Source organism: Aeromonas simiae (genome assembly GCF_000820125.1).
In the GTDB taxonomy this organism is placed as follows: Bacteria; Pseudomonadota; Gammaproteobacteria; order Enterobacterales; family Aeromonadaceae; genus Aeromonas; species Aeromonas simiae.
This window is the reverse complement of record NZ_CDBY01000035.1, coordinates 1-22,464: the sequence shown is the minus strand read 5'-3', so window position 1 is coordinate 22,464 and position 22,464 is coordinate 1. Positions and strand designations below refer to the sequence as shown.

Annotated in this window: 18 protein-coding genes; 10 read left to right on the top strand and 8 right to left on the bottom strand. The window is 64.4% G+C overall.

Features of this window, described 5'->3' with window-relative positions:
- Positions 1-259: 259 nt before the first annotated feature.
- The 4 genes from hemG to pepQ are packed head-to-tail and all read right to left on the bottom strand — an operon-like array spanning position 260 to position 4,207.
- Positions 260-784 (bottom strand): menaquinone-dependent protoporphyrinogen IX dehydrogenase, encoded by a 525-nt coding sequence (gene hemG, locus BN1134_RS05815; protein WP_042045863.1) that lies wholly within the window; start codon positions 782-784, stop codon positions 260-262.
- Between the two features lie 8 nt (positions 785-792).
- Complete coding sequence (locus BN1134_RS05810; protein ID WP_042045861.1) at positions 793-2,250, bottom strand: TrkH family potassium uptake protein; 1,458 nt, start codon at positions 2,248-2,250, stop codon at positions 793-795.
- Positions 2,251-2,273: 23 nt separating this feature from the next.
- The gene (locus BN1134_RS05805) at positions 2,274-2,888 is read right to left on the bottom strand and encodes a YigZ family protein (RefSeq protein ID WP_042045860.1); all 615 of its coding nucleotides are present in this window, start codon (positions 2,886-2,888) and stop codon (positions 2,274-2,276) included.
- A complete protein-coding gene (pepQ, locus tag BN1134_RS05800) occupies positions 2,885-4,207 on the bottom strand; it encodes a Xaa-Pro dipeptidase (RefSeq protein WP_042045859.1) in 1,323 nt (440 codons plus the stop codon). Before pepQ ends, BN1134_RS05805 begins: the two co-directional genes overlap by 4 nt.
- A 163-nt stretch (positions 4,208-4,370) precedes the next feature.
- On the opposite strand from pepQ, the gene BN1134_RS05795 reads away from it, so the two are divergent.
- The 8 genes from BN1134_RS05795 to rstB all read left to right on the top strand — a co-directional run bounded on the left by BN1134_RS05795 (position 4,371) and on the right by rstB (position 15,538).
- Entirely contained in the window at positions 4,371-6,311 is a 1,941-nt protein-coding gene (locus BN1134_RS05795; RefSeq protein WP_042045858.1) for an acetoacetate--CoA ligase, read from the top strand.
- Between the two features lie 203 nt (positions 6,312-6,514).
- A complete protein-coding gene (gene fadB / locus BN1134_RS05790) occupies positions 6,515-8,662 on the top strand; it encodes a fatty acid oxidation complex subunit alpha FadB (protein ID WP_042045857.1) in 2,148 nt (715 codons plus the stop codon).
- Between the two features lie 16 nt (positions 8,663-8,678).
- A complete protein-coding gene (gene fadA, locus BN1134_RS05785) occupies positions 8,679-9,842 on the top strand; it encodes an acetyl-CoA C-acyltransferase FadA (RefSeq protein ID WP_042045855.1) in 1,164 nt (387 codons plus the stop codon).
- Positions 9,843-10,056: 214 nt separating this feature from the next.
- The gene (locus tag BN1134_RS05780; protein WP_042045854.1) at positions 10,057-10,782 is read left to right on the top strand and encodes a response regulator; all 726 of its coding nucleotides are present in this window, start codon (positions 10,057-10,059) and stop codon (positions 10,780-10,782) included.
- 4 nt (positions 10,783-10,786) lie between these two features.
- The gene (locus tag BN1134_RS05775; protein WP_042045853.1) at positions 10,787-12,232 is read left to right on the top strand and encodes an ATP-binding protein; all 1,446 of its coding nucleotides are present in this window, start codon (positions 10,787-10,789) and stop codon (positions 12,230-12,232) included.
- A gap of 2 nt (positions 12,233-12,234) precedes the next feature.
- Positions 12,235-13,482 (top strand): ABC transporter substrate-binding protein, encoded by a 1,248-nt coding sequence (locus BN1134_RS05770; RefSeq protein WP_042045852.1) that lies wholly within the window; start codon positions 12,235-12,237, stop codon positions 13,480-13,482.
- A 67-nt stretch (positions 13,483-13,549) separates the two neighbouring features.
- Positions 13,550-14,260 (top strand): two-component system response regulator RstA, encoded by a 711-nt coding sequence (gene rstA, locus BN1134_RS05765; protein WP_042045851.1) that lies wholly within the window; start codon positions 13,550-13,552, stop codon positions 14,258-14,260.
- 3 nt (positions 14,261-14,263) lie between these two features.
- Entirely contained in the window at positions 14,264-15,538 is a 1,275-nt protein-coding gene (gene rstB, locus BN1134_RS05760) for a two-component system sensor histidine kinase RstB (protein WP_042045850.1), read from the top strand.
- A 56-nt stretch (positions 15,539-15,594) separates the two neighbouring features.
- On the opposite strand, the gene BN1134_RS05755 is transcribed toward rstB, so the two are convergent.
- The 3 genes from BN1134_RS05755 to rpmE all read right to left on the bottom strand — a co-directional run bounded on the left by BN1134_RS05755 (position 15,595) and on the right by rpmE (position 18,768).
- Positions 15,595-16,839, bottom strand: coding sequence for a malic enzyme-like NAD(P)-binding protein (locus tag BN1134_RS05755; RefSeq protein ID WP_042045849.1), 1,245 nt, complete (start codon positions 16,837-16,839; stop codon positions 15,595-15,597).
- Between the two features lie 185 nt (positions 16,840-17,024).
- Positions 17,025-18,458, bottom strand: a complete 1,434-nt coding sequence (locus BN1134_RS05750) for a DUF2867 domain-containing protein (RefSeq protein ID WP_042045848.1) — start codon at positions 18,456-18,458, stop codon at positions 17,025-17,027.
- Positions 18,459-18,552: 94 nt separating this feature from the next.
- Positions 18,553-18,768 carry a 50S ribosomal protein L31 gene (gene rpmE / locus BN1134_RS05745; RefSeq protein WP_042045846.1) on the bottom strand — a complete coding sequence of 72 codons (216 nt, stop codon included), beginning with the start codon at positions 18,766-18,768 and terminating at the stop codon, positions 18,553-18,555.
- A 149-nt stretch (positions 18,769-18,917) separates the two neighbouring features.
- Between rpmE and priA the strand changes: the two genes are divergently transcribed.
- Both priA and BN1134_RS05735 read left to right on the top strand, forming a co-directional pair.
- Positions 18,918-21,125 carry a primosomal protein N' gene (priA, locus tag BN1134_RS05740; protein WP_042045845.1) on the top strand — a complete coding sequence of 736 codons (2,208 nt, stop codon included), beginning with the start codon at positions 18,918-18,920 and terminating at the stop codon, positions 21,123-21,125.
- Between the two features lie 67 nt (positions 21,126-21,192).
- Positions 21,193-21,813, top strand: coding sequence for an FMN-binding negative transcriptional regulator (locus tag BN1134_RS05735; RefSeq protein ID WP_042045844.1), 621 nt, complete (start codon positions 21,193-21,195; stop codon positions 21,811-21,813).
- Positions 21,814-21,822: 9 nt separating this feature from the next.
- Here BN1134_RS05735 and BN1134_RS19945 read toward each other — a convergent pair whose 3' ends face one another.
- Complete coding sequence (locus BN1134_RS19945; protein ID WP_193002859.1) at positions 21,823-21,972, bottom strand: hypothetical protein; 150 nt, start codon at positions 21,970-21,972, stop codon at positions 21,823-21,825.
- Between the last annotated feature and the right edge of the window lie 492 nt (positions 21,973-22,464).

Sequence of the window (22,464 nt, the reverse complement as noted above, 5' to 3'; positions counted from 1 at the left end):
TTGATTCAATTTGTTAAAGAGCGACGCAGCGTTTGGCTGCTGCGGGAGTGGAATTCTACCCACATCCCGATGTGAGTCAAGCCTTATTTCGTAAGGCTTTTCTTCACGTCGACCGGCTCGCTGCCTGTGCGGTGTTGCCCTGTCGACGGAGGCGCATTATAGGGATCTCAACGCGGCTGGCAAGGGGAAGTTTGCAAAAAAATGGCGTTTCATTAAAAACGCCATTCATACGTCTATTTTTTAGACCAATCGCTGCTTTTCAGCGCATCACCACGAAGTCGCGGGCAAACTGACGCACCTTTTCCCAATCGGTGAACTCCATATCCTTGCTGGTATCGGTGCTACCACCGGTGAGCTTCATGATCAGCTGGATGATTCGGGTCTGCCACCAGTTGTAACGCGAATAGAGCAAAGCCCCGGCAAAGACGCCCTGCATGCGCGGCTTCCAGGGTGAGGTGCGCAAGAACTTCTTCATGTAAGAGTTGGTGCCAGGCATCGACTTCTCTGGCTTACGAGCCGTGAGGTTGACGCAGAAGAAGCCGGTATTGGCGACTTCAAGCTGCTCGTGATGCGCATGAATGAACCCCATCAGGCTTGGATGAAAATGGCCGTAGCGAATGGAGGCGCCAATCAAGACTTTGCTGTACTTACTGAGGTTACATTTGGGCATGGCATGCAGATCCATCGTCACCACCTCATACCCCTGCATCTCTGCGGCCATCACATCGACAATCTTCTTGGTTTGACCGTCACGGGAAGAATAAAGCACCAAAACCTTGTCCATCAGCTACCTCAAGTACGCCAGAATGCAGGGGTAAACAGTACCAAAAGAGTGAAGATTTCCAAACGACCGAACAGCATGGCGGCAACCAGCACCCACTTGGCCGCCGGTGTGGTACCACTGAAGTTGGAGGCCACATCTCCCAGACCCGGCCCCACGTTAGTGAGCGTCGCCGCCACCGCCGAGAAGGCCGTCACCTCGTTCATACCGGTCATCAGCAGGGCCAGCATGAACAGGAAGAACAGGATGATATAGGTAGCAAAGAAGCCCCACACCGCCTCGACGATGCGCTCGGAGATCGCCTTGCGCCCGAGCTTGAGGGTGTAGACCGCGCGTGGGTGCACCAGTCGCTTGAGTTCGCGCATTCCCTGCATGAACAGGATCATCACCCGCATCACCTTCATGCCCCCCCCGGTGCTGCCGGCGCAGCAACCGATGAAGGAGGAGATCATCAGCAACATGGGCAAAAAGGAGGGCCAGTCCGCATAGGAGGTGGTGCTATACCCCGTGGTCGTACCCAGCGACACCGCCTGGAAGACGGCGTGGTTGAGCGCCTCCTTCCAGTTGGCGTAGTGGCCGTGGGAGACCAACACCACAGAGCAGATCAGGATGAGAGAGCCCTGAATGCAGAGGAACACTTTCAACTCGGAGTCACGCAGATAATCTTGCAGCCGAATGGGGTGGTGGGCGAACACCATGAAGTGCAGGGCAAAGTTGATGCTCGCCAGCAGCAAAAACACAACGGTGATGAGATTGATGGCTGGGCTGTCGAAGAAGCCGATGCTGGCGTCATGCGTCGAGAACCCACCGATGGACAGGGTCGAGAAGGAGTGACAGACCGCATCAAACAGGCTCATCCCCGCCAGCCAGTATGCCAGGGCGCACAGTACGGTGAGCAGCAGGTAAATGATCCATAGCGCCTTGGCCGTTTCGGCAATCCGTGGCGTCACCTTGTTGTCCTTGACCGGCCCAGGGATCTCAGCACGATAGAGCTGCATACCACCGATCCCGAGGATCGGCAGCACCGCCACCGCCAGCACGATGATCCCCATGCCTCCCAACCATTGCAGCAGTTGCCGATAAAGAAGAAAGGCCTTGGGCAGGGCATCGAGTCCGGTCAGCACGGTCGCCCCCGTGGTGGTCAGACCGGAGAAGGCCTCAAAGAAGGACTCCGACACCGACATGCGCGGCATCTCGGCCAGCATAAAGGGCAAGGCCCCCACACTGCCGATCACCACCCAGAACAGCACCACGATGAGGAACCCCTCACGGGCGCGCAGCTCCTTCTTATGGCGGCGGTTGGGTAGCCAAAGTGTCGCCCCGATGGCCAGACAGATGAAGAAAGACTCGACAAACTCGGAGCCCCCCCCATCACGGGCAAAGTAGGCCACTGCGGCGGGGATGAGCAGGGTCGAGCTAAACAGCCCGACCAGCAAGCCGACGATGCGAATAAGACTCCGAAACTGCATTCCGGCTTACATCCTCCAGAGAGTTAGGCGTCGGTAGGGCGCAACATGATGCGGCCCTGACTGCGTTCACAGGCAAGGGCCTGTACGGAAGCGAGGTGCTCCTTGGGCCAGCGGATCCGCAGGCCAACCCGGGCGCCATACTCCGCCGCCTCGGTGACGCCCTCATAGAGCCCTTGCAGGTGCTCTATGGTGCCAAGATCCCCATAGTCGCACTCAAGAAAGGTCGAGACCATATAGCGCTTGGTCGCCACTGGCAAGAGCTTGAGCGCCGCGCCAACCCCACCGCCATAGGCCTTGACCAGCCCACCGGTGCCCAGCAGCACGCCACCATAGTAACGCACCACCACGGCGCCAATCTCGCCGATCCCCGACCCCATCAACTGGGCCAGCATCGGCTTGCCGGCGGTGCCGGAGGGCTCGCCATCGTCACTGAAGCCATAGGCCTGGCTGTCATCCGGCGCCCCGGCCACAAAAGCCCAGCAGTGATGGCGCGCCGTCGGATGGGCGGCGCGCACCTCGGCGATCCAGGCCTTGGCCTGTTCGGGAGAGGCGACCTGCCGCAGCAGGGTGATGAAGCGGCTTTTCTTGATCTCCTCGCTCCACTCCACCGCCTCGGCCGGGATGGGATAACCGCTCACAGGCCGGCCTGACGGGTCAGATTCTCCACCCCGTTGGCATGCAGCACCACGTTATCCTCGATGCGGATGCCGCCGCACGAACGCAAGGCATCGACCAGCGCCCAGTTCACCTGCTTGCCATGTTCACCCGCCTGTAGCGTCTGCAACAGGCTGTCGATGAAATAGAGGCCGGGCTCGATAGTGAACACCTGGCGCGGCTCCATGATGCGGGTACAGCGCAGGAAGGGGTGCGCCTCGGGCGCCGCCAGCGGGGTACCGCGTTCATCCTGCATGAAACCGCCGGCATCATGTACCTGCAGCCCCAGCAGATGGCCCAGGCCATGAGGGAAGAAGCTGCCGGTCACCCCGCTCTCCACCATGCCGTCGACCGACATATCGACCAGTCCGAACTGTTGCAGCAGGCGAGCGATTCGCCCATGCATCTGCAAGTGCAGCTCGGTGTAGCGCAGGCCAGCCCGCATCGTCGCGATGATCTCCTGCTGCTGCACCTCAAGGGCGGCGATGAGATCGGCAAACAGACCACGCCGCCATGCCCAGGTACGGGTGATATCGGAGGCATAGCCGTGGAAGTCGACTCCCGCGTCGATGAGGAAGGAGTGGCGATCCACATCGGCGATACGCTGATGGGAGAGGTGGGTGTAGTGCAGCACCGCCGCGTTTTCATTGATGGCCACTATGTTGCCGTAGGGGGCCTGTTCGCTCCCCTGCCCGACCGCCTTCATGTAGGCAAGGTTGATCTCGAACTCACTGGCGCCGGCCAGGAAGGCATCCCGGGCCGCCAGATGGCCCCGTACCCCGATGCGATTGGCCTCGCGCAGGCACTCCAGCTCATAGTCGGTCTTGTAGGCACGGTGATAGTGCAGGTAGTTGAGCACCGCCTCCGGGTTGGGCTGGCTGAAACCGAGCAGCTCGGCCACCTCGAGATGCCCCCCCAGGTAGGCCCACTCACCGCGCTGCGCCGGCAGGTGCTCCGCTACCTGCTCAGGGCGGGTGAGAAAACGGACATCAAACTGCTCGACCCAGAACGCACTCGGCAGATCCGGCACCTTGTGCCAGAAGTCGGTCGGGCGGTAAAACAGCAACACCGGCTTGCGATGACCATCCACCAGCAGCCAGCAATGAGGGTTATCCAACACCGGCAGCCAGGCCTTGAAGTGCGGATTGACCTTGAACGGGTAATCCTGATCGTCGAGGAACACCCGCAAACTCTGGCCGGAGTGGATCGCCAACCCAGCCAGCCCCTGCTGATTCAGGATGTCGCGAGTTCGCTGCTGGAGGGTCTCTATATGTCGGGCAAACAGTTGGCTGTAGCTGCTCATGATCGGGCTCCGGCTGTCACAATGTTCCCAGCATAACATCTTGGTTTCCCCGGCTCGACCATGGCAGAGGCTTTGCGATCGCGCACGCCCACCCAACCAAAGCGTTAACAAACACAAAACAAATCGATAAACTAGCCGCAGACCTGTCGATCAAGGGATCACCATGAACAGCGCCTGCCTGTGGCAACCGAGTCCGGAGTCCCTCCGCCACTCCAACATGTATCACTTCATGCAACAGGTGAACCGCTTCCACGGCCTGCAATTGCAGGACTATTCAGAGCTGTGGCAATGGTCGGTGGAGAAGACCACCCGCTTCTGGCCTCTGGTATGGCAGCACTGCGGCGTGGTCGGGCGCCTCGGCGACATCGTCGCGGAGAACCGCCAGGAGATGGCCCGCACCCGCTGGTTCCCCGACAGCCGGCTCAACTTTGCCGAAAACCTGCTGCGTCGCGACGACGAAGCCCTGGCCATCATCAGCCGCCTCGAGGATGGCTCGCGCCGCACCCTGACCTGGCATCAGCTCACCCGTCAGGTGGCCCACGTCGCCCATTGGTTGCAGAGCGTCGGAGTCGAGCCGGGGGATGTGGTCGCCGGCTATCTGCCCAACGTGCCGGAGGCGGTGATCGCCATGCTGGCCACCACCAGTTTGGGGGCGGTCTGGACCTCCACCAGCCCCGACTTTGGCGCCGCCAGCGTGATCGAGCGTTTCGGCCAGACCCGGCCCGTGGTGCTGTTTGCCTGTGACGGTTATCGCTATGGTGGCAAGGCCATCCCCATTCGCGACAAGGTGGCCGAGGTGGCCGACGCCATCGACAGCGTGCGCCAGGTGGTAGAGATCCCGCAGCTCGGCCTTGCCGGCCCTCCTGCCAGCGGGATCGGCTGGCACAGCCTGCTGCAAGGCGAGGCGCCCCCACTGCGCTTTGTGGAGCGCGCCTTCAACGATCCGCTCTACATCCTCTACTCCTCCGGCACCACGGGGCAGCCCAAGTGCATCGTGCACGGCATCGGCGGCACCCTGTTGCAACACCTCAAGGAGCACCAGCTGCACTGCGACATCAAGCCGGGTGAGCGGGTCTTCTACTTCACCACCTGCGGCTGGATGATGTGGCACTGGCTGGTGAGCGCGCTAGCCTCCGGCGCCACCCTGGTGCTCTACGACGGCTCCCCCTTCCATGGCGATGGCAAGGTGCTGTGGGATCTGGCCCGCGACGAGCAGGTCGCCCTGTTCGGCACCTCGGCCAAATACCTCGATGCCCTGCACAAGCAGGGTTATGCCCCCATCAAGACCCACTCACTGCCCCAGCTGCGCCTCATTTGCAGCACCGGCTCCGTGCTCTCGCCCGAGGGGTTTGACTACGTCTATCAGCAGATCAAGGCCGATGTGCAGCTCGCCTCCATCTCGGGGGGCACCGACATCTGCTCTTGCTTCGTGCTCGGCAACCCCATGAGTCCCGTCTATCGGGGTGAGAGCCAAGGACGCGGGCTCGGCCTCGCGGTGCAGGTGTTCAACGAAGCGGGGCAGCCGGTACAGGGGGAGAAGGGGGAGCTGGTCTGCACCAAGCCCTTCCCGGCCCAGCCCATCGGCTTCTGGGGCGATGAGAGCGGCGAGAAGTACCACGCGGCCTACTTCGAGCGCTTTGACAACGTCTGGTGCCATGGCGACTGGATCGAACTGACCGAGCACGGTGGCATCCGCTTCTACGGCCGCTCCGATGCCACCCTCAACCCGGGCGGCGTGCGCATCGGCACCAGCGAGATCTACCGCTACGTGGAGCAGCTGGATGAGGTGGAAGAGAGCATCGTCATCGGCCAGCAGTGGCAGCAGGACGAGCGGGTGGTGCTGTTCGTGCGCCTGCGCGATGGCCTGACGCTGGATGACCCCCTGCGCGAGCGGATCTGCCAGCAGGTGCGGCACCACTGCACGCCGCGCCACGTGCCGGCGCGCATCGTTCAGGTGAGCGCCATCCCGCGCACCAAGTCCGGCAAGATTGTCGAACTGGCGGTGCGCGAGGTGGTGCACCACCGCCCGGTGAAGAACACCCATGCCCTCGCCAACCCCGAAGTGCTCGAGGAGTTTCGCGATCGGGATGAGCTGGCCAGTTGATCCCGGTCACAACTTTGCAACGGCGCCTTTTGGCGCCGTTTTCATACAGGGCGCGCCACTAGAGCCTTTACACCAATTTGGTGTTAAACGAATGTTTAAAATAGGTGTTGAATTTGTCTCTGGTCGGATCAATATTTGGCACGTCCCCTCAGGGGGAGAACAAGGAGCCACCCCCGCTATCCGCTGGGAACAAGGAGACCCTCATGATCTACCAAGGCGATACCCTGTCAGTCCGCTACCTGGAAGACGGCATTGCCGAGCTCAGGTTCGACGCACCGGGTTCAGTCAACAAGCTTGATCGCGCCACCCTGCTCTCCCTGAGCGAAGCGATCGCCGCATTACAACAAGAACGTGACCTAAAAGGCCTGATCCTCACCTCCGGCAAAGACGCCTTCATCGTCGGCGCCGACATCACCGAATTCCTCGAGCTGTTCGCCCTGCCCGATGCCGAACTGCTCGGCTGGCTGAAAAAGGCCAACGACATCTTCAGCGCCATCGAAGATCTGCCGGTGCCGACCCTGTCCGCCATCAAGGGCCACGCCCTGGGCGGTGGCTGCGAAACCATCCTCGCCACCGACCTGCGTCTGGCCGACAGCAGCGCCAAGATCGGCCTGCCCGAGACCAAACTCGGCATCATGCCGGGCTTTGGTGGCACAGTCCGCCTGCCGCGCCTTATCGGCGCCGACAACGCGCTGGAGTGGATCACCACCGGCAAGGAGTACCGTGCCGCTGACGCCCTCAAGGTGGGCGCCGTGGATGCCGTGGTCGCCCCCGAGGCACTGCATAGTGCCGCCGTGCAGATGATGAAAGACGCCATCGCGGGCAAGCTGGACTGGCCAGGCCGCCGCGCCGCCAAAAAGGGAGCGCTGCGCCTCTCCAAGCTGGAAGCCATGATGAGCTTCACCACCGCCGCCGGCATGGTCGCTGCCGTGGCCGGCAAGCACTATCCGGCCCCGATGACGGCGGTGAAAACCGTCGAGGCCGCCGCCGGTATGGGCCGTGACGAGGCTCTGATCGTCGAGGCTCAGGGCTTTATCAAGCTGGCCAAGACCGACGTGGCCAAGGCGCTGGTCGGCATCTTCCTCAATGATCAGCACATCAAGGCGCTGGCCAAAAAAGCCGCCAAGCAGGCGGGCAAGGCCACCGGCCACGCCGCCGTGCTCGGTGCCGGCATCATGGGGGGCGGCATCGCCTACCAGTCCGCCAGCAAGGGCATCCCGGCGGTGATGAAGGACATCAACGAGAAGGCGCTGGCGCTCGGCATGGGTGAGGCCACCAAGCTGCTCAACGGCCAGCTCGAGAAGGGGCGCATCGACGGCATCAAGATGGGCCAGGTGCTCTCTGCCATCACCCCGACCCTCAGCTACGACAACGTCAAGCATGTGGACGTGGTGGTCGAAGCCGTGGTCGAGAACCCGAAAGTGAAGGCCGCCGTGCTGAGTGAAGTGGAAGGGGTGATCGGCGACGACGCCGTGCTCGCCAGCAACACCTCCACCATCCCCATCTCGCTGCTGGCCAAGAGCCTCAAGCGCCCCGAGAACTTCTGCGGCATGCACTTTTTCAACCCGGTGCACCGCATGCCCCTGGTCGAGATCATCCGCGGCGAACAAACCTCGCAGGACACCATCAACCGCGTGGTGGCCTACGCCGCCGCCATGGGCAAGTCCCCTGTGGTGGTGGGCGACTGCCCAGGCTTCTTCGTCAACCGGGTGCTGTTCCCCTACTTCTTCGGCTTCAACAAGCTGGTCGCCGATGGCGCCGACTTCGCCGCCGTCGACAAGGTGATGGAGAAAGAGTTCGGCTGGCCCATGGGCCCCGCCTACCTGCTGGATGTGGTCGGCATCGACACCGGCCACCATGCCGGTGACGTGATGGCGCAGGGCTTCCCGGCGCGCATGAGCAAAGAGGGGCGTACCGCCATCGACGTGATGTACGAGGCGAGCCGCTTCGGTCAGAAGAACGGCAAGGGCTTCTACGCCTACGAGGCCGACAAGAAGGGCAAGCCGAAGAAGGTGGCCGACGCCGCGTCCTACGAGCTGCTGGCCCCGATCGCCAAGCCGCAGCAGGCGTTCGACAAGGAGACCATCATCGCCCGCATGATGATCCCCATGATCAACGAGGTGGTGCTCTGTCTGGAAGAGGGCATAGTCGCCACCCCGGCCGAGGCAGACATCGCGCTGGTCTATGGTCTGGGCTTCCCTCCCTTCCGCGGCGGCGTGTTCCGCTACCTGGACACCCTAGGCCTGGACCGCTACGTGGCCATGGCCGACCAGTTCGCCGATCTGGGCCCGCTCTATCGCGTCAGCGACACGCTGCGTGAGATGGCGGCCCAGGGCAAGACCTTCTACTGATTGCGGAGACCCATTCATGAAAGACGTAGTCATTGTCGACTGTATCCGGACCCCCATGGGCCGGTCCAAGGGCGGGGCCTTTCGCAACGTGCGTGCCGAGGAGCTCTCGGCCCACCTGATGAGCTCGCTGCTCACGCGCAACCCCAACCTCGACCCGAACGAGATCGAGGACATCTACTGGGGCTGCGTGCAGCAGACCCTGGAGCAGGGCTTCAACATCGCCCGCAACGCTGCCCTGCTGGCCGGCATCCCAAAACAGGTGGGGGCGGTCACCGTCAACCGGTTGTGCGGCTCCTCCATGCAGGCGCTGCACGACGCCTCGCGCGCCATTGCGGTGGGTGACGGCGACATCTTCATCATCGGTGGGGTCGAGCACATGGGGCACGTGCCGATGAGCCACGGGGTCGACTTCCACCCCGGCCTCTCGCGCAACGTGGCCAAGGCCTCCGGCATGATGGGGCTGACCGCCGAGATGCTCGGCAAGCTGCACGGCATCAGCCGTGCCCAGCAGGATGCCTTCGCCGCCCGCTCCCACCAGCGCGCCCATGCCGCCACGCTGGAGGGGCGCTTTGCCAAGGAGATCGTCGGGCTGGAGGGGCACGACGCCAGCGGCGCCCGCTTCTTCTACGACTATGACGAGGTGATCCGCCCCGAGACCACGGTCGACACCTTGGGCCAGCTGCGCCCGGTGTTTGACCCGGTCAACGGCACCGTCACCGCCGGCACCTCCTCGGCGCTCTCCGACGGCGCCGCCGCCATGCTGGTGATGAGCGCGGATCGCGCCAAGGCGCTGGGGTTGACCCCGCGCGCCCGCGTGCGTGCCATGGCCATCGCCGGCTGTGACGCCGCCATCATGGGGTACGGCCCGGTGCCGGCCACCCAGAAGGCGCTCAAGCGCGCCGGCCTGAGCGTGAGTGACATCGATCTGTTCGAGCTCAACGAGGCGTTTGCCGCCCAGTCGCTGCCCTGCGTCAAGGATCTGGGGCTGATGGATCAGGTGGACGAGAAGGTGAACCTCAACGGCGGCGCCATCGCCCTGGGTCACCCGCTCGGCTGCTCTGGCGCGCGCATCTCCACCACCCTCATCCATCTGATGGAGGAGAAGGACGCCACCCTGGGGGTCGCCACCATGTGCATCGGTCTCGGGCAAGGCATCGCCACCGTGTTCGAGCGCCTCTGAGTTCACGCCCCGGGCGCGACACGGCGCACCGGGAATGTGGCAACACGCGGATCCACGCGTCTTCTTGGCCGGCTCATTGAGCCGGCCCTTTTTATTTCCATTCGCGCCACGATATGCGCAAGGAGTGCCCAGCTATTCACACTCACAGCCCGGTTTGCTTGCTTTTTGTGCCCCCGCCGGGTTCAATCTCCACAAAAAATGGATGCACACACCTATGTCACTGAGCAAACAACTGCTGATCGTCGACGACGATCAGGAAATCCGGGAGCTGCTCAACGAGTACCTGACCCGCGCCGGGTTTGAGGTTCTTACCGCCGCCGAAGGCAACGAGATGCACCGGCTGCTGACCCAGCACAGCCCCGATCTCATCATCCTCGACATCATGATGCCGGGGGATGACGGCTTTACCCTGTGCCAGCAGATCCGCCGCGACTCGCAGGTCCCCATCATCATGCTGACCGCCGCCTCCGACGAGACCGACCGAGTGATCGGCCTCGAGCTCGGCGCCGACGACTACATCGCCAAGCCGTTCAGCCCGCGCGAGTTGCAGGCCCGCATCAAGGCGCTGCTGCGCCGGGCCGAGTTCCGCCAGCCGGAGACCAAGGAGAAAGAGCTGCCACGTCGGCTGCGCTTTGCCGAGTGGGTGCTCGACACCCTGAGCCACCAGCTGACCCATGATGACGGCAGCCGGCTCGATCTCTCCGGCAGTGACTTCATGCTGCTCTCGATGTTCTTGCAGCAGCCGGGGGCCGTGCTCGATCGCGACACCATCTCGGATGCCACCCGCGGCCGCGAGAGTCTGCCGATGGAGCGCGGTATCGACGTACAGATCAGCCGCCTGCGCCAGAAGCTCGGCGACAACGGCAAGAGCCCGCGCATCATCAAGACCATTCGCGGCAGCGGCTACATGCTGATCGCCGAAGTGCACGAGGAACCCTGATCCGATGCATGCGAAACGGTGGTGGTCGGCCCTGGTGCCGCGCTCGCTCCTCTCCCGCATGCTGCTCCTGCTGCTGCTGGCGATCCTGCTCTCCCAGACCATCCTCACCGGGATCTGGATGCAGCAGATCCAGAAGCGGGAGCTGGATGGGATGCTCAGCACCACCCGCAATCTGGCCATGTCGGCCGCCTCCACCGTCAGTTTTTTCAAGTCGCTGCCACTGCAATACCGCCACATCGCGCTGGATCAGCTGCGCAACATGGGCGGCAGCCGCTTCTTCGTCTCGCTCAACGAAGAGGAGATCCGCATCAACCCGATCCCCGACAGCGAGCGCAAGACCATGGTGCTGAGCGAGGTGAAGGCCATCCTCGGCAACAAGCTCTCCGACACCATGGCGATCAAGGTCAACTTCTCCCACCCCGAAGATCTGCACGTCTTCAACAACGATACCCTGCTGGCGGATCTCCCCTCCTCGTGGGCCCGTTACACCCTGTCGCTCGAGCCGATCAACCCGCCGGTGCTGGTGATCCAGATCGAGATAAAACGCGGCGAGTGGCTCTATCTGGCGGCCCTGCTGCCCGCCCCCTACATGACCCTGGATGACACCGTGATGCCGGCCAACCAGGTGCGCTTTATCGCCCTGATGACGGTGTTCCTCTGCTTCTTCACCTTCCTGCTGGTGCGCTGGCAGACCCGGCCGCTGCGCCGGCTGGCCAAGGCGGCAGTCAACCTCGGCAAAGACATCGACCAACCCTCGCTCAAAGAGGAAGGGGCCTCGGAGATCGTCGCCGCGACCCGCGCCTTCAACATCATGCAGCACCGCATCCGGCGCTACATCGGGGATCGGGAGCTGCTGTTTAGCTCCATCTCCCACGATCTCAAGACCCCGATCACCCGGCTGCGGCTGCGGGTCGAACTGCTCGATGACGAGACCCAGATCACCAAGTTCAACAAGGATCTCGATGAGCTGGAGCTGATGGTGAAAGGGGCGCTGCAAACGGTCAAAGACACCGATATTCACGAGAACATGGCGCAGATCGATGTCGATGGCATGCTGCACCAGCTGGCCGAGAGCCTGAACCTGCGCGAGGAGCGGCTCACCATAGAGGGGCACTGCAAGCACCCCTACCGGGGCAAACCGCTGGCCCTCAAGCGCTGCATCGCCAATCTGGTCGATAACGGCATCAAGTACGGCAAGAAGGTGCGCATCATCATCCTCGACGATGACGAGATGCTGATCCTGTTCATCATGGATGAGGGCCCTGGCCTGCCCGAGGAGCAGATCGAGCGCATCTTCGAGCCCTATTACCGCTTCGATACCGAAAAACCCGGTAACGGCCTTGGCCTCGGCATCGCCCGTAACATCGCCCATGCCCACGGCGGCGATCTGGTACTGGAAAACCGCCCCACGGGTGGCCTGCAAGCCACCCTCTCACTGCCACGGCAATGATCATGAAAAACACGCTGTACCCCCTGCTCTTAACCCTGCTCGCCATCCCGGCGAGCCATGCCTCCCAGGTGGAGGTGCAGCATTGGTGGACCTCGGGCGGTGAGGCCCGCGCCGTCGAGGTGCTCAAATCCACGTGGAAGGGCGAAGGGCACCAGTGGCAGGATTTCGCCGTCCAGGGCGGCGGCGGCAAGAGCGCCATGACGGTCTTAAAAAGCCGGGCGCTGGCGGCCAATCCTCCCCAGGCCGCCCACCTCAAGGGAGTCGAGCTGCGCGAGTGGGCAGGCCTTGGCTTCCTGCGCGATCTCGGCCCCATGGCCGATCACTTCGGCTGGTATCAGGCCATGCCCCCCGTGGTGCGCCAGACCCTGAGCCCGACCGGATCGCTGGTAGCCGTCCCCACCGGTATCCACAGGGTGAACTGGCTCTGGATCAACCGCCGCCGCCTGGCCGAGACCGGCCTGCCCGCCCCCACCGACTGGGCCAGCTTCATCCAGGTGGCCGAGCGGCTGAAGCAGCAGGGCGTGATCCCCCTCGCTATCGGCAACGAGCCGTGGCAACTGGCGATCTTGTTCGAGGCGGTGGCCCTCGGCGAGGGGGGGCGCGACTTCTATCGCAAGGCGCTGCTCGAGCTCGATCCGGCCGTACTCACCGGCCCCGACATGGTGCGCGTGCTGCAACGCTTCCAGCAGTTGCGCAGCTACGTACCGCTTAGCTTCGTCAGCCTGAAGTGGAACCAGGCGACCACCCTGATCGAAACCGGCGGCGCCGCCATGCAGATCATGGGGGACTGGACCAAGGGCGAGCTGACCGCCGCCGACTACCGGCCCGGCGAAGATATCCTCTGCCTGCCCACCCCCGGCAGCCAGGGCATCTTCAGCTACAACATCGACTCCATCGCCATGTTCAAGGTGCGTGACCCGCTGCAAATGCAGGCCCAGAGCGAACTGGCCGAACTCATCATGCGCCCCGACGTCCAGGCCCGCTTCAATCAGGCTAAGGGGTCGATCCCGGCACTGGCGAAGGTGGACATGAAGGGGTTCGATCGCTGCGCCATCCGCTCTCAGCGCGATTTCACGCAGGCGGAGAAAGAGGGCAACCTGCTGCCGAGCGTGGCCGAAGGCATGGTATTAGCGACCCCGCTCCAGCAGGCGCTGATGGATGTGCTGGCCAACTTCTTCAACGATCCCAATGCCGATGCGGCCACTACCGCCGCCCGGCTCGGCCGGGTGATGCGTTCGGCCAAGGGTTAATAACCGCCTCTTCCCCCGCGCCACCAGCCGGGTATGCTGTGCAGGAGTCCTCCCCCATGGAGATCCCATGCAGCGCATCCTGTTTGTTGAAGACGATCCCGACATCGGCCAGCTGATCGCCGGCTGGCTCTCCCGCCACGAGATGGAGGTGATCATCGAGAGTCGTGGTGATCGCGCCCTGGCACGGGTCGAGGAGGTGCAGCCCGACCTGATCCTGCTCGACATCATGTTGCCCGGTTGCGACGGCCTCACCCTGTGCCGGGATCTGCGCCCGCGCTTCGCCGGCCCCATCGTCATGCTCACCTCGCTCGACAGCGACATGAACCAGATCCTCAGCCTGGAGCTCGGCGCCAACGACTACATCCTCAAGACCACCCCGCCCCCTGTGCTGCTGGCCCGGCTACGGGTGCAGTTTCGCCAGCAGCAAAACGCCATCGCCACGCCGGCCATGGCCGCGCCCCCATCCCAGCGGTTACAGTTCGGCCGTCTCACCATCGACGGGCCGGCCCGCGCCGTGACCCTGGACGGGGAGAACGTGCCGCTCTCCACCAGCGACTTCGATCTCTTGTGGGAGCTGGCCTGCCACGCCGGCCAGATCATGGGGCGTGACGCCCTGTTTCGCAGCCTGCGCGGGCGTGACTACGACGGGCTGGATCGCAGCATGGACGTGGCCATCTCCCGCCTGCGCCGCAAGCTTGGCGACGATCCGGCCGCCCCGACCCGCATCAAGACAGTGCGCCAGCGCGGCTACCTGCTGGTGCCCCAGGCCTGGGAGTAAACCGTGCGCCACCTCTTCATCAAGTTCTACCTGCTGGTGATGGCCTGCTTCATGGTGGCGGTCGTGCTGGTCGGCTGGGTCTACAAAGACACCGCCGAGCGGGCCGGCAACCGCTATCTGGAGCGGATGATGCAGGGCTCGCTCGATCTGCTCACCAGCGAACTGGCCCACAAGCCGCAGACGGCCTGGCCACAGCGGTTGAGCGAGCAGTCACGGCAGCTCAGTCTGCCGCTGCACGTGTGGGCGCTGGCCGATCAGCCGCTCGGCGAGGAGGATCTCGACTTCCTGCGCGGCGGCAACATCGTCATCGTCGAGGAGGATGACACCTTCCGCCAGCTCATCCCCGGCAGCGATCAGGTGCTCATCGTCGGCCCCGTCCCCTACCTCTCCTACCTGCACGAGCTGCACTGGCTCGACATCGGCCTGCTGCTGCTGCTCGGCCTCTCCCTGGCGCTGCCGATCCTGCTCTGGCTGCGCCCCCATTGGCGCGGCCTGCTGACCCTGGAGCAGACGGCACGCCGCCTCGGGCGCGGCGATCTCAGCGCCCGCAGCCGGTTGCCGGCCAGCAGCAGCCTGGCACGCATGGGCCAGACCCTGGATCTGATGGCCGAGCAGCTCGAGGCGCTCATCAACGGCAAGAAGCAACTCACCGATGCCATCGCCCACGAGCTACGCACCCCGCTGGTGCGGCTGCAATACCGCCTGGCCCTGCTCGAGCCGGCACCGGCCGAGGCGGATCGGCAGGCGCTGGAGCGGGATCTGGCTGCGCTCGATACCCTGATCGACGAGATGCTCACCTACGCCAGGCTGGATCGCCCCGAGATGCCGCTGCACCCAACCGATCTCGAACTCGGCGAGTGGGCACGCCGCCACCTGCCGGACTGGCAGGCGCTCTGTCCGGGCAAACCGATCCACCTGTGCGGGCCGAGCGAGCCCCTTCCCTGGCGTGGCGATGAACGGCTGCTGACCCGGGCGGTGGAGAACCTGCTGCGCAACGCACTGCGCCACGCCACCCAGCGGGTCGAGCTGCACCTCGCCGCCGAGCGAGACCATCTGCTCATCGAGGTACAAGACGACGGCAGCGGCATCGCGCCGCAGCATGCCGAGCACATCTTCGAGCCCTTCGTGCGTCTCGACGAGAGCCGCGATCGCCGCACCGGCGGCACCGGGCTGGGCCTTGCCATCGTGCGCAGCATCGCCCGCCATCACGGCGGCGAGGCCAGCCTGGTGGCCAGCCGCAGCGGAGCCCGTTTTCGCCTCTCCCTGCCGCGCCGGTAACTCCGGCGCCCAATAAAAAAGGGCCGCGATGGCGGCCCTTTTTATCGACGCTGTCATCAGCCCAGCATGTAGTCGTCCGGCAGGGCGAGACGGGCCACCCCAGATTCGACGGCTGCCAGTGCCACGGCGCGGGCAACCCGCGGCAGCAGACGGGCATCCATCGGCTTGGGGATCACATAGTCACGGCCAAAGGCCAGCGCATCGACCCCGGCGGCCTGCAGCACAGCCTCCGGCACCGGCTCCTTGACCAGGGCACGGATCGCCTCGACCGCCGCCACCTTCATGGCCTCGTTGATGCGACGGGCACGCACGTCCAGGGCGCCGCGGAAGATGAAGGGGAAGCAGATGACGTTGTTGATCTGGTTCGGGTAGTCGGAACGGCCGGTGCCCATGATGAGGTCATCACGAACCGAGCGGGCCAGCTCGGGGCTGATCTCGGGGTCGGGGTTGGAGCAGGCGAAGATGACCGGATTCGGCGCCATCAGGGCCACTGCATCGGCCGGCAGCACGTTGGGGCCGGAGACACCGACAAACACGTCGGCCCCCGCGATCGCCTCGTGCAGGGTGCGCAGCGGGGTGTCATTGGCAAAACGCGCCTTGTACGGATTGAGATCGCTGCGCCCGGCGTGGATCACCCCTTGACGGTCGAGCATGAAGATCTGCTCGCGTCGGGCACCACAGGCCAGCAGCAGCTCCATGCAGGCGATGGCGGCGGCGCCAGCCCCCATGCAGACGATGCGGCTCTGTTCGATGCGCTTGCCTTGGATCTCGAGGGCATTGAGCAGGCCGGCGGCGGTGACAATGGCGGTGCCGTGCTGATCATCGTGGAATACCGGCACATCGCAGCGCTCGATCAGCGCCTGCTCGATGGCGAAACACTCGGGCGCCTTGATGTCTTCCAGATTGATGCCGCCGAAGGTGTCGGCGATGGCGGCCACCGTGTCGATGAAGGCCTGGTCGGTGTCGTGCTTGACCTCGATGTCGATGGCATCGATGCCGGCGAAGCGCTTGAACAGCAGGGCCTTGCCCTCCATCACCGGCTTGGAGGCGAGCGGCCCCAGATTGCCGAGCCCCAGGATCGCGGTGCCGTTGGAGATGACCGCCACCAGATTACCCTTGGCGGTATAGCGATAGGCGGCCTCGGGATCGGCGGCGATTTCGCGCACCGGCTCGGCCACGCCTGGGCTGTAGGCCAGCGCCAGATCGCGGGCGGTTTCCGCCGGCTTGGTGAGTTCGATGGCGATCTTCCCCGGTACGGGAAGGGCGTGATAGTCGAGAGCCTGTTGGCGCAGATCGGACATGGGGAACCCCGATACGATGGTGAATGTGCACGTCGTTGCTCGCCGCCAGGCGGCGAGAGGGGGGATCATAAGGAAAAGTCGGGGGGCTGCCCAGCAGATAATATGGGCAATACACCAATCGAGCCCATATAGCCGATATATTAAGCTAACTCATCACACCCATTTAGAGGTATAAACCAACCTCTTCAATCTAAGACCTCGACACCGGCTAGGCGCTCGGCCTGTTTGGCGATCGCCTCGGTCATCCCCTGAAAGATGAAGAGATGAAACGGCAACATCGCCAGCCAGTAGCCGAGCCCCCACGCCCCCTGTGGATGCCAGTGGGCCGTCACGCTGAGCCGGGTCAGCCCCGAGGGCTCGGGGGTGATGATGAACTCCAGCCGCCCCACCCCGGGCGCCTTCATGTTGAACAAGAGATCGAGCCGGCGCCCCTCCTCCACCCCGAGGATCTCCCAGGAGTCGAGCCGATCGCCCTTGCGAAACCGGGTGGGATCGCTGCGCCCGTACTGGCGGGCCGGGCCGCCTATCAGGTGATCCATCCACTCGCGCACCGTCCACAGTTCGTTCATGTAGAAGTAACGCCGCTTCCCGCCGAGCCCTTGCAACACCTGCCACACCTGCTCGGGTGAGGCCAGCGCCAGCGCCGTGCCGCTGGCGGTGCGATCGTAAAAACCGTACTCAGGATGGCGCCAGCGCAGGCCGAGCGGGGTCTCCTCCCCTTGCTGCTCGGCGCCGAGACGCTGCTCCAGGGCCAGCGCCTCACCGAGCGCCTCGTCAAAGCCGAGCAGCCGCTGGGGCAGCAAGGCCTGCAACGCCCCGCCATCGGCTGGAATGTCGTGCTTGAGCCCGCCCACCAGCGCCTTGGCCACCGGCTGCGGCACCGAGGTGGCAAACTGCAACCACCAGGCCGACAGGCGTGGGGTGAGCCAGGGAATGGGAAAGATGGGGCAGCGCTTGCCGATATGGGCGGCAAAACGTTCGAGCTGCTGCTGGTAGCTGAGCAACTCGGGCCCAACCGCATTGAAGATGGTACCATCGACCCCCTCGGCCTCGACCAACCCGCCGAGGTAATGGAGCAGGTTGGAGAGGGCGATCGGCGGCGTGCGCGAGCGCACCCACTTGGGGGTGACCATCATCGGCAGGTTGAACACCAGATCGCGCATCACCTCGAAGGCCGCCGAGCCGGGGCCGATGATGATGCCGGCACGCAGCTCCACCGTCGGCACCCCGGCGGCACGAAACAGCTCGCCACAGATGCGTCGCGAGTTGAGATGGCGGCTCTCACAGCGATCCGGCTGGATTGCCCCGAGATAGACGATGCGGCGCACCCCGGCGGCGCGGGCGGCGGCGGCGAAGTTCTTCACGCCCTGCTGCTCGAGGCGGTGGAAGCCGGGGCCCGCCCCCATGGCGTGCACCAGATAGAAGACGGTATCTATCCCTGCCAGGGCCGGCCCCAGTGTCGCGGGGTTGAGGCTGTCGGCATGACGGAAGCTGACGCCCGCAGGCAGGCGGCAGGGGTGGCGGGCGGCGGCAATGACCTCGTGGCCATGCGCCTGCAAATAGGGCACCAGATGGGAGCCGATGTAGCCGGCGGCGCCCATGACCAGACAGGATTTCATCGTGCTCTCCCTCGCGTGAATGGCACCACCTTAGGGGAAAGCCGGGCACAAAAAAAGCGCCCAGAGGGCGCTTTTTCTACAAGCGGGGTATGGCTTACTTCTTGCCAGCCAGGGAACCGAAACGCTTGTTGAACTTGTCCACGCGGCCGCCGCTGGACACTTCCTTCTGCTTGCCGGTGTAGAAGGGGTGGCACTCGGAGCACACGTCCAGGTTCAGATCCTTGCCAACGGTGGAGCGAGTCTTGATGATGTTACCGCAAGAGCACTTGGCGGTGATTTCTACGTATTCCGGATGGATACCAGCTTTCATGGACAACCTCAATGATTTGGGCCGTGTCGCTATCCGAGCCAAAGGTCGGACACCACACGAATATTGAACACAATTTCAAAGGCAGCGAATAATATAGGAAACGCCTGAGCTCAGGCAAGTGTCTTCGCAGAAAAAATAGGCAACTCTTGGTGAATTCCTCCGATAATCAGGGCCTGGTGCGGGTGGCCGTGCCGGTTCCCTTGCGCCGTCCCTTCGACTATCTCGCCCCGCATCCCCTGCCCCCACCCGGCTGCCGGGTCGAGGTCGCATTTGGCCCGCAGACTCTGGTGGGGCTGGTGGTCGAGCACCCGGCCGAGAGCGCCCTGCCCAGGGAGAAGCTCAAGCCGGTCAAGCGGGTGCTCGACGAGCGGCCGGTGCTCGGCCCCGATATCCTGGCCCTGATGCAGTGGGGCGCCGGCTATTACCAGTACCCGCTCGGCGAAGTGCTGGCAGTGGCCCTGCCGGTGCTGGTGCGCAAGGGGGAGCCGGCCGCCTACCGCGAGCTGGAGTTCTGGTTCACCACCGAAGCGGGGCAGGCCTGCGATCTCAACGAGCTCAAGCGCGCGCCCAAGCAGCAGCAGGCGCTGGCCCTGCTGCGCAAAGGGCCGCAGACCCCCTCATCCTTACGTCAGGAGGAGGTGCAGTCGGCGGCGATGACGGCGCTGGAGAAGAAGGGGCTGGTCGAGAAACGCAGTCTGGAGCCGACCCACCCCACCGACTGGGCCGAGCACCTCTCCTGCGACGGCGCCCTGCAACTCAATACCGAGCAGGCGCTGGCGGTCTCGGCAGTGACCAGCCAGCGTGAGCGCTTCAACGCCTTCCTGCTCGAGGGGATCACCGGCTCGGGCAAGACCGAGGTGTACTTAAGCATCCTCGAGCCCTTGCTGCGCGAGGGGCGGCAGGCGCTGGTGATGGTGCCGGAGATCGGCCTCACCCCGCAGACCATCAACCGCTTCAAGCGCCGCTTCAACGTGCCTGTGGTGGCGATGCACTCAGGGATGAACGACCGGGAGCGGCTCGATGCCTGGCTCGCCTGCCGCGACGGCGGCGCCGCCATCCTGATCGGCACCCGCTCCACCATCTTCACCCCGTTTCGCGATCTCGGCCTCATCATCATCGACGAGGAGCACGACGCCTCGTTCAAGCAGCAGGACGGCTTTCGCTATCACGCCCGCGATCTGGCCGTGATGCGCGCCCACCGCGCCGGCATCCCGGTGCTGCTCGGCTCGGCCACTCCGTCGCTGGAGAGCCTGCACAACGCCCAGAGCGGCAAGTACCACCACCTACGCCTGACCCGGCGTGCCGGCAACGCCAGCACGGCGCACCAGGTGATCCTCGACATCAAGAACACCCGGCTGCAAGCCGGCCTCTCGCCCCAGCTCGAACGGCTGATGGGCGAGCACCTGGCCGCCGGCAACCAGGTGATGCTGTTTCTCAACCGGCGCGGCTACGCCTCGTCGCTCATCTGTCACCAGTGCGGCTGGAGCGCCGCCTGCGAGCGCTGTGATGCCTGGTATACCTGGCACCAGAGCAGCCGGCGCCTGCACTGCCACCACTGTGACAGCATCCGCCCGCTGCCCCACACCTGCCCCGAGTGCGGCAGCGTCGAGCTGATCGGCTCCGGCGTCGGCACCGAGCAGCTCGAGCAGCTGCTGGCCACCCTGTTCCCCCACTACCCGGTGGTGCGCATCGACAGCGACAGCACGGCGCGCAAGGGGGAGCTGGAGCAGCACCTCGAGGGGATCAAGAGCGGCCGTTACAAGATCCTCATCGGCACCCAGATCCTCGCCAAGGGGCACCACTTCCCCGACGTGACCCTGGTCGGCCTCATCGACGTGGACGGCGCCCTCTTCTCGGCCGATTTTCGCGCCGCCGAGCGCCTGGCCCAGCTCTACACCCAGGTGGCCGGCCGGGCCGGCCGCGCCAGCAAGCCGGGGCTGGTGGTGCTGCAAAGCCACCACCCGGAGCACGCCCTGCTACAGGATCTGACCCAAAACGGCTACGACCACTTCGCCGTCACCGCCCTCAAGGAGCGGCGCCTGCTCAACCTGCCCCCCTTCAGCCACCAGGCGCTGTTCAAGGCCGAGGCGACCGGTCAGGCCGAGGTGCACGCCTTTTTGCAGCGTCTGGCGGAGACACTGCGGCTGGCCCGCTTCCCCGGATTGCAGGTGGTGGGCCCCCTCACCGGCATGATGGAGCGCAAGGCGGGCAAGTTCCGCATGCAGTTGATGCTGCAAGCCCCCACTCGCAGCGCCCTCTCGCAGCTGATGCAGTGGGCCATTGGCGAGCTGGACGCCTGGCCCGAGACCCGCAGGGTGCGCTGGGTGGTGGACGTCGACCCCATCGATCTCGGCTGATTGCAGCCGGCACTGGCGGCGATCAGCGGCCGAATGCTACAAAGGGGCCATCTGCCAAGGAGGCCCCATGTACCTGCCCCCCCACTTTGCCGCCGAGCGGGCATCGCTCATCACACTCATCCAGACCCACCCGCTGGGGGCGCTCATCCGCCGCCACGAAGACACCCTCGATGCCGACCACCTGCCGTTTCTGATCGAAGAGCGGGGCGACACCCTGCACCTGCTGGCCCATGTGGCGCGCGCCAATCTGCTGTGGCAGCAGGCGGACGGCAGCCCGGTGCTGGTGATTTTTCGCGGCGCCGAGGGGTATGTCTCTCCCAACTGGTATCCGGGTAAAGCCGAACACCACAGGGCGGTGCCCACCTGGAACTACGCCGTGGCTCACGCCCATGGGCGGCTCAGGGTACATGACGATGCGCGCTTCGTGCAGCGACTGCTGGCACGCCTGACCCGCGAACACGAGGCGGCCATGCCGCGCCCCTGGCGGATGGGCGATGCCCCGCGCGACTACCTCGCACAGATGCTGGCGGCCGTGGTGGGGATCGAGGTTGAAGTCGAGCGGCTCGAGGGTAAATTCAAGCTGAGCCAGAACCGGGATACGGCCGATCGCGCCGGCGTGGTGACAGGGCTTGCCACCCAAAACAACGCCGCCTTGGCCCAAGCCGTGGCGGCGTCAAAAAAACCATGATGGATGAGATCAGCGCTCGCGCGAGCCCTGTTTCTCCTGCTCGGCGCGCTGGCGCGCCAGTTCGTCAACGCGAGCCTGCCATTTCTCTTCCGCCTGTTTCAGGCTGTAAAGTTCCAGCTCGTGACGCATGGTGTCGATCTCGTGGTCAAGCTTGTCCATCACACACTCTCCTTCCCGGTATGGGTGTCAGGTTGGCCGACGGGATTGCGAACCCCTCACCAGTTATGACCCCCATCACGGCGCGATCGTCCACGCAAAAAAGCGATTGAAAAGGCATCTTTCAATCGCTTCAAGACCTTTCTGACAGATAGGCAGGCTCCGCACCTTGGGCTAGATTGCTCTAACTATCCCTCTCATGGCCGGTTGGCAGCCCGACACCTCGGTGTCATGGCGGCCGCATAAACTGGCGTTGCCCCCAGAGCATAAGGAGTCGTGCCCGTGACCTTCGCCCACCCCCTGCACACCGACCGGCCTGCCCGCCCCGACCCGAACCCTACTGCTGCACGGCGACGACCCGGCAGAGAAGCGCCGCGAGCTGCTCGACTACTTCACCCAGACCTTCGAGCTCTACGAGCGCCTGTTCGACTGTCTGGCCGACGAGCGCGCCTGGTTCACCAAGGCGATCCGCCTGCGCCATCCGCTCATCTTCTA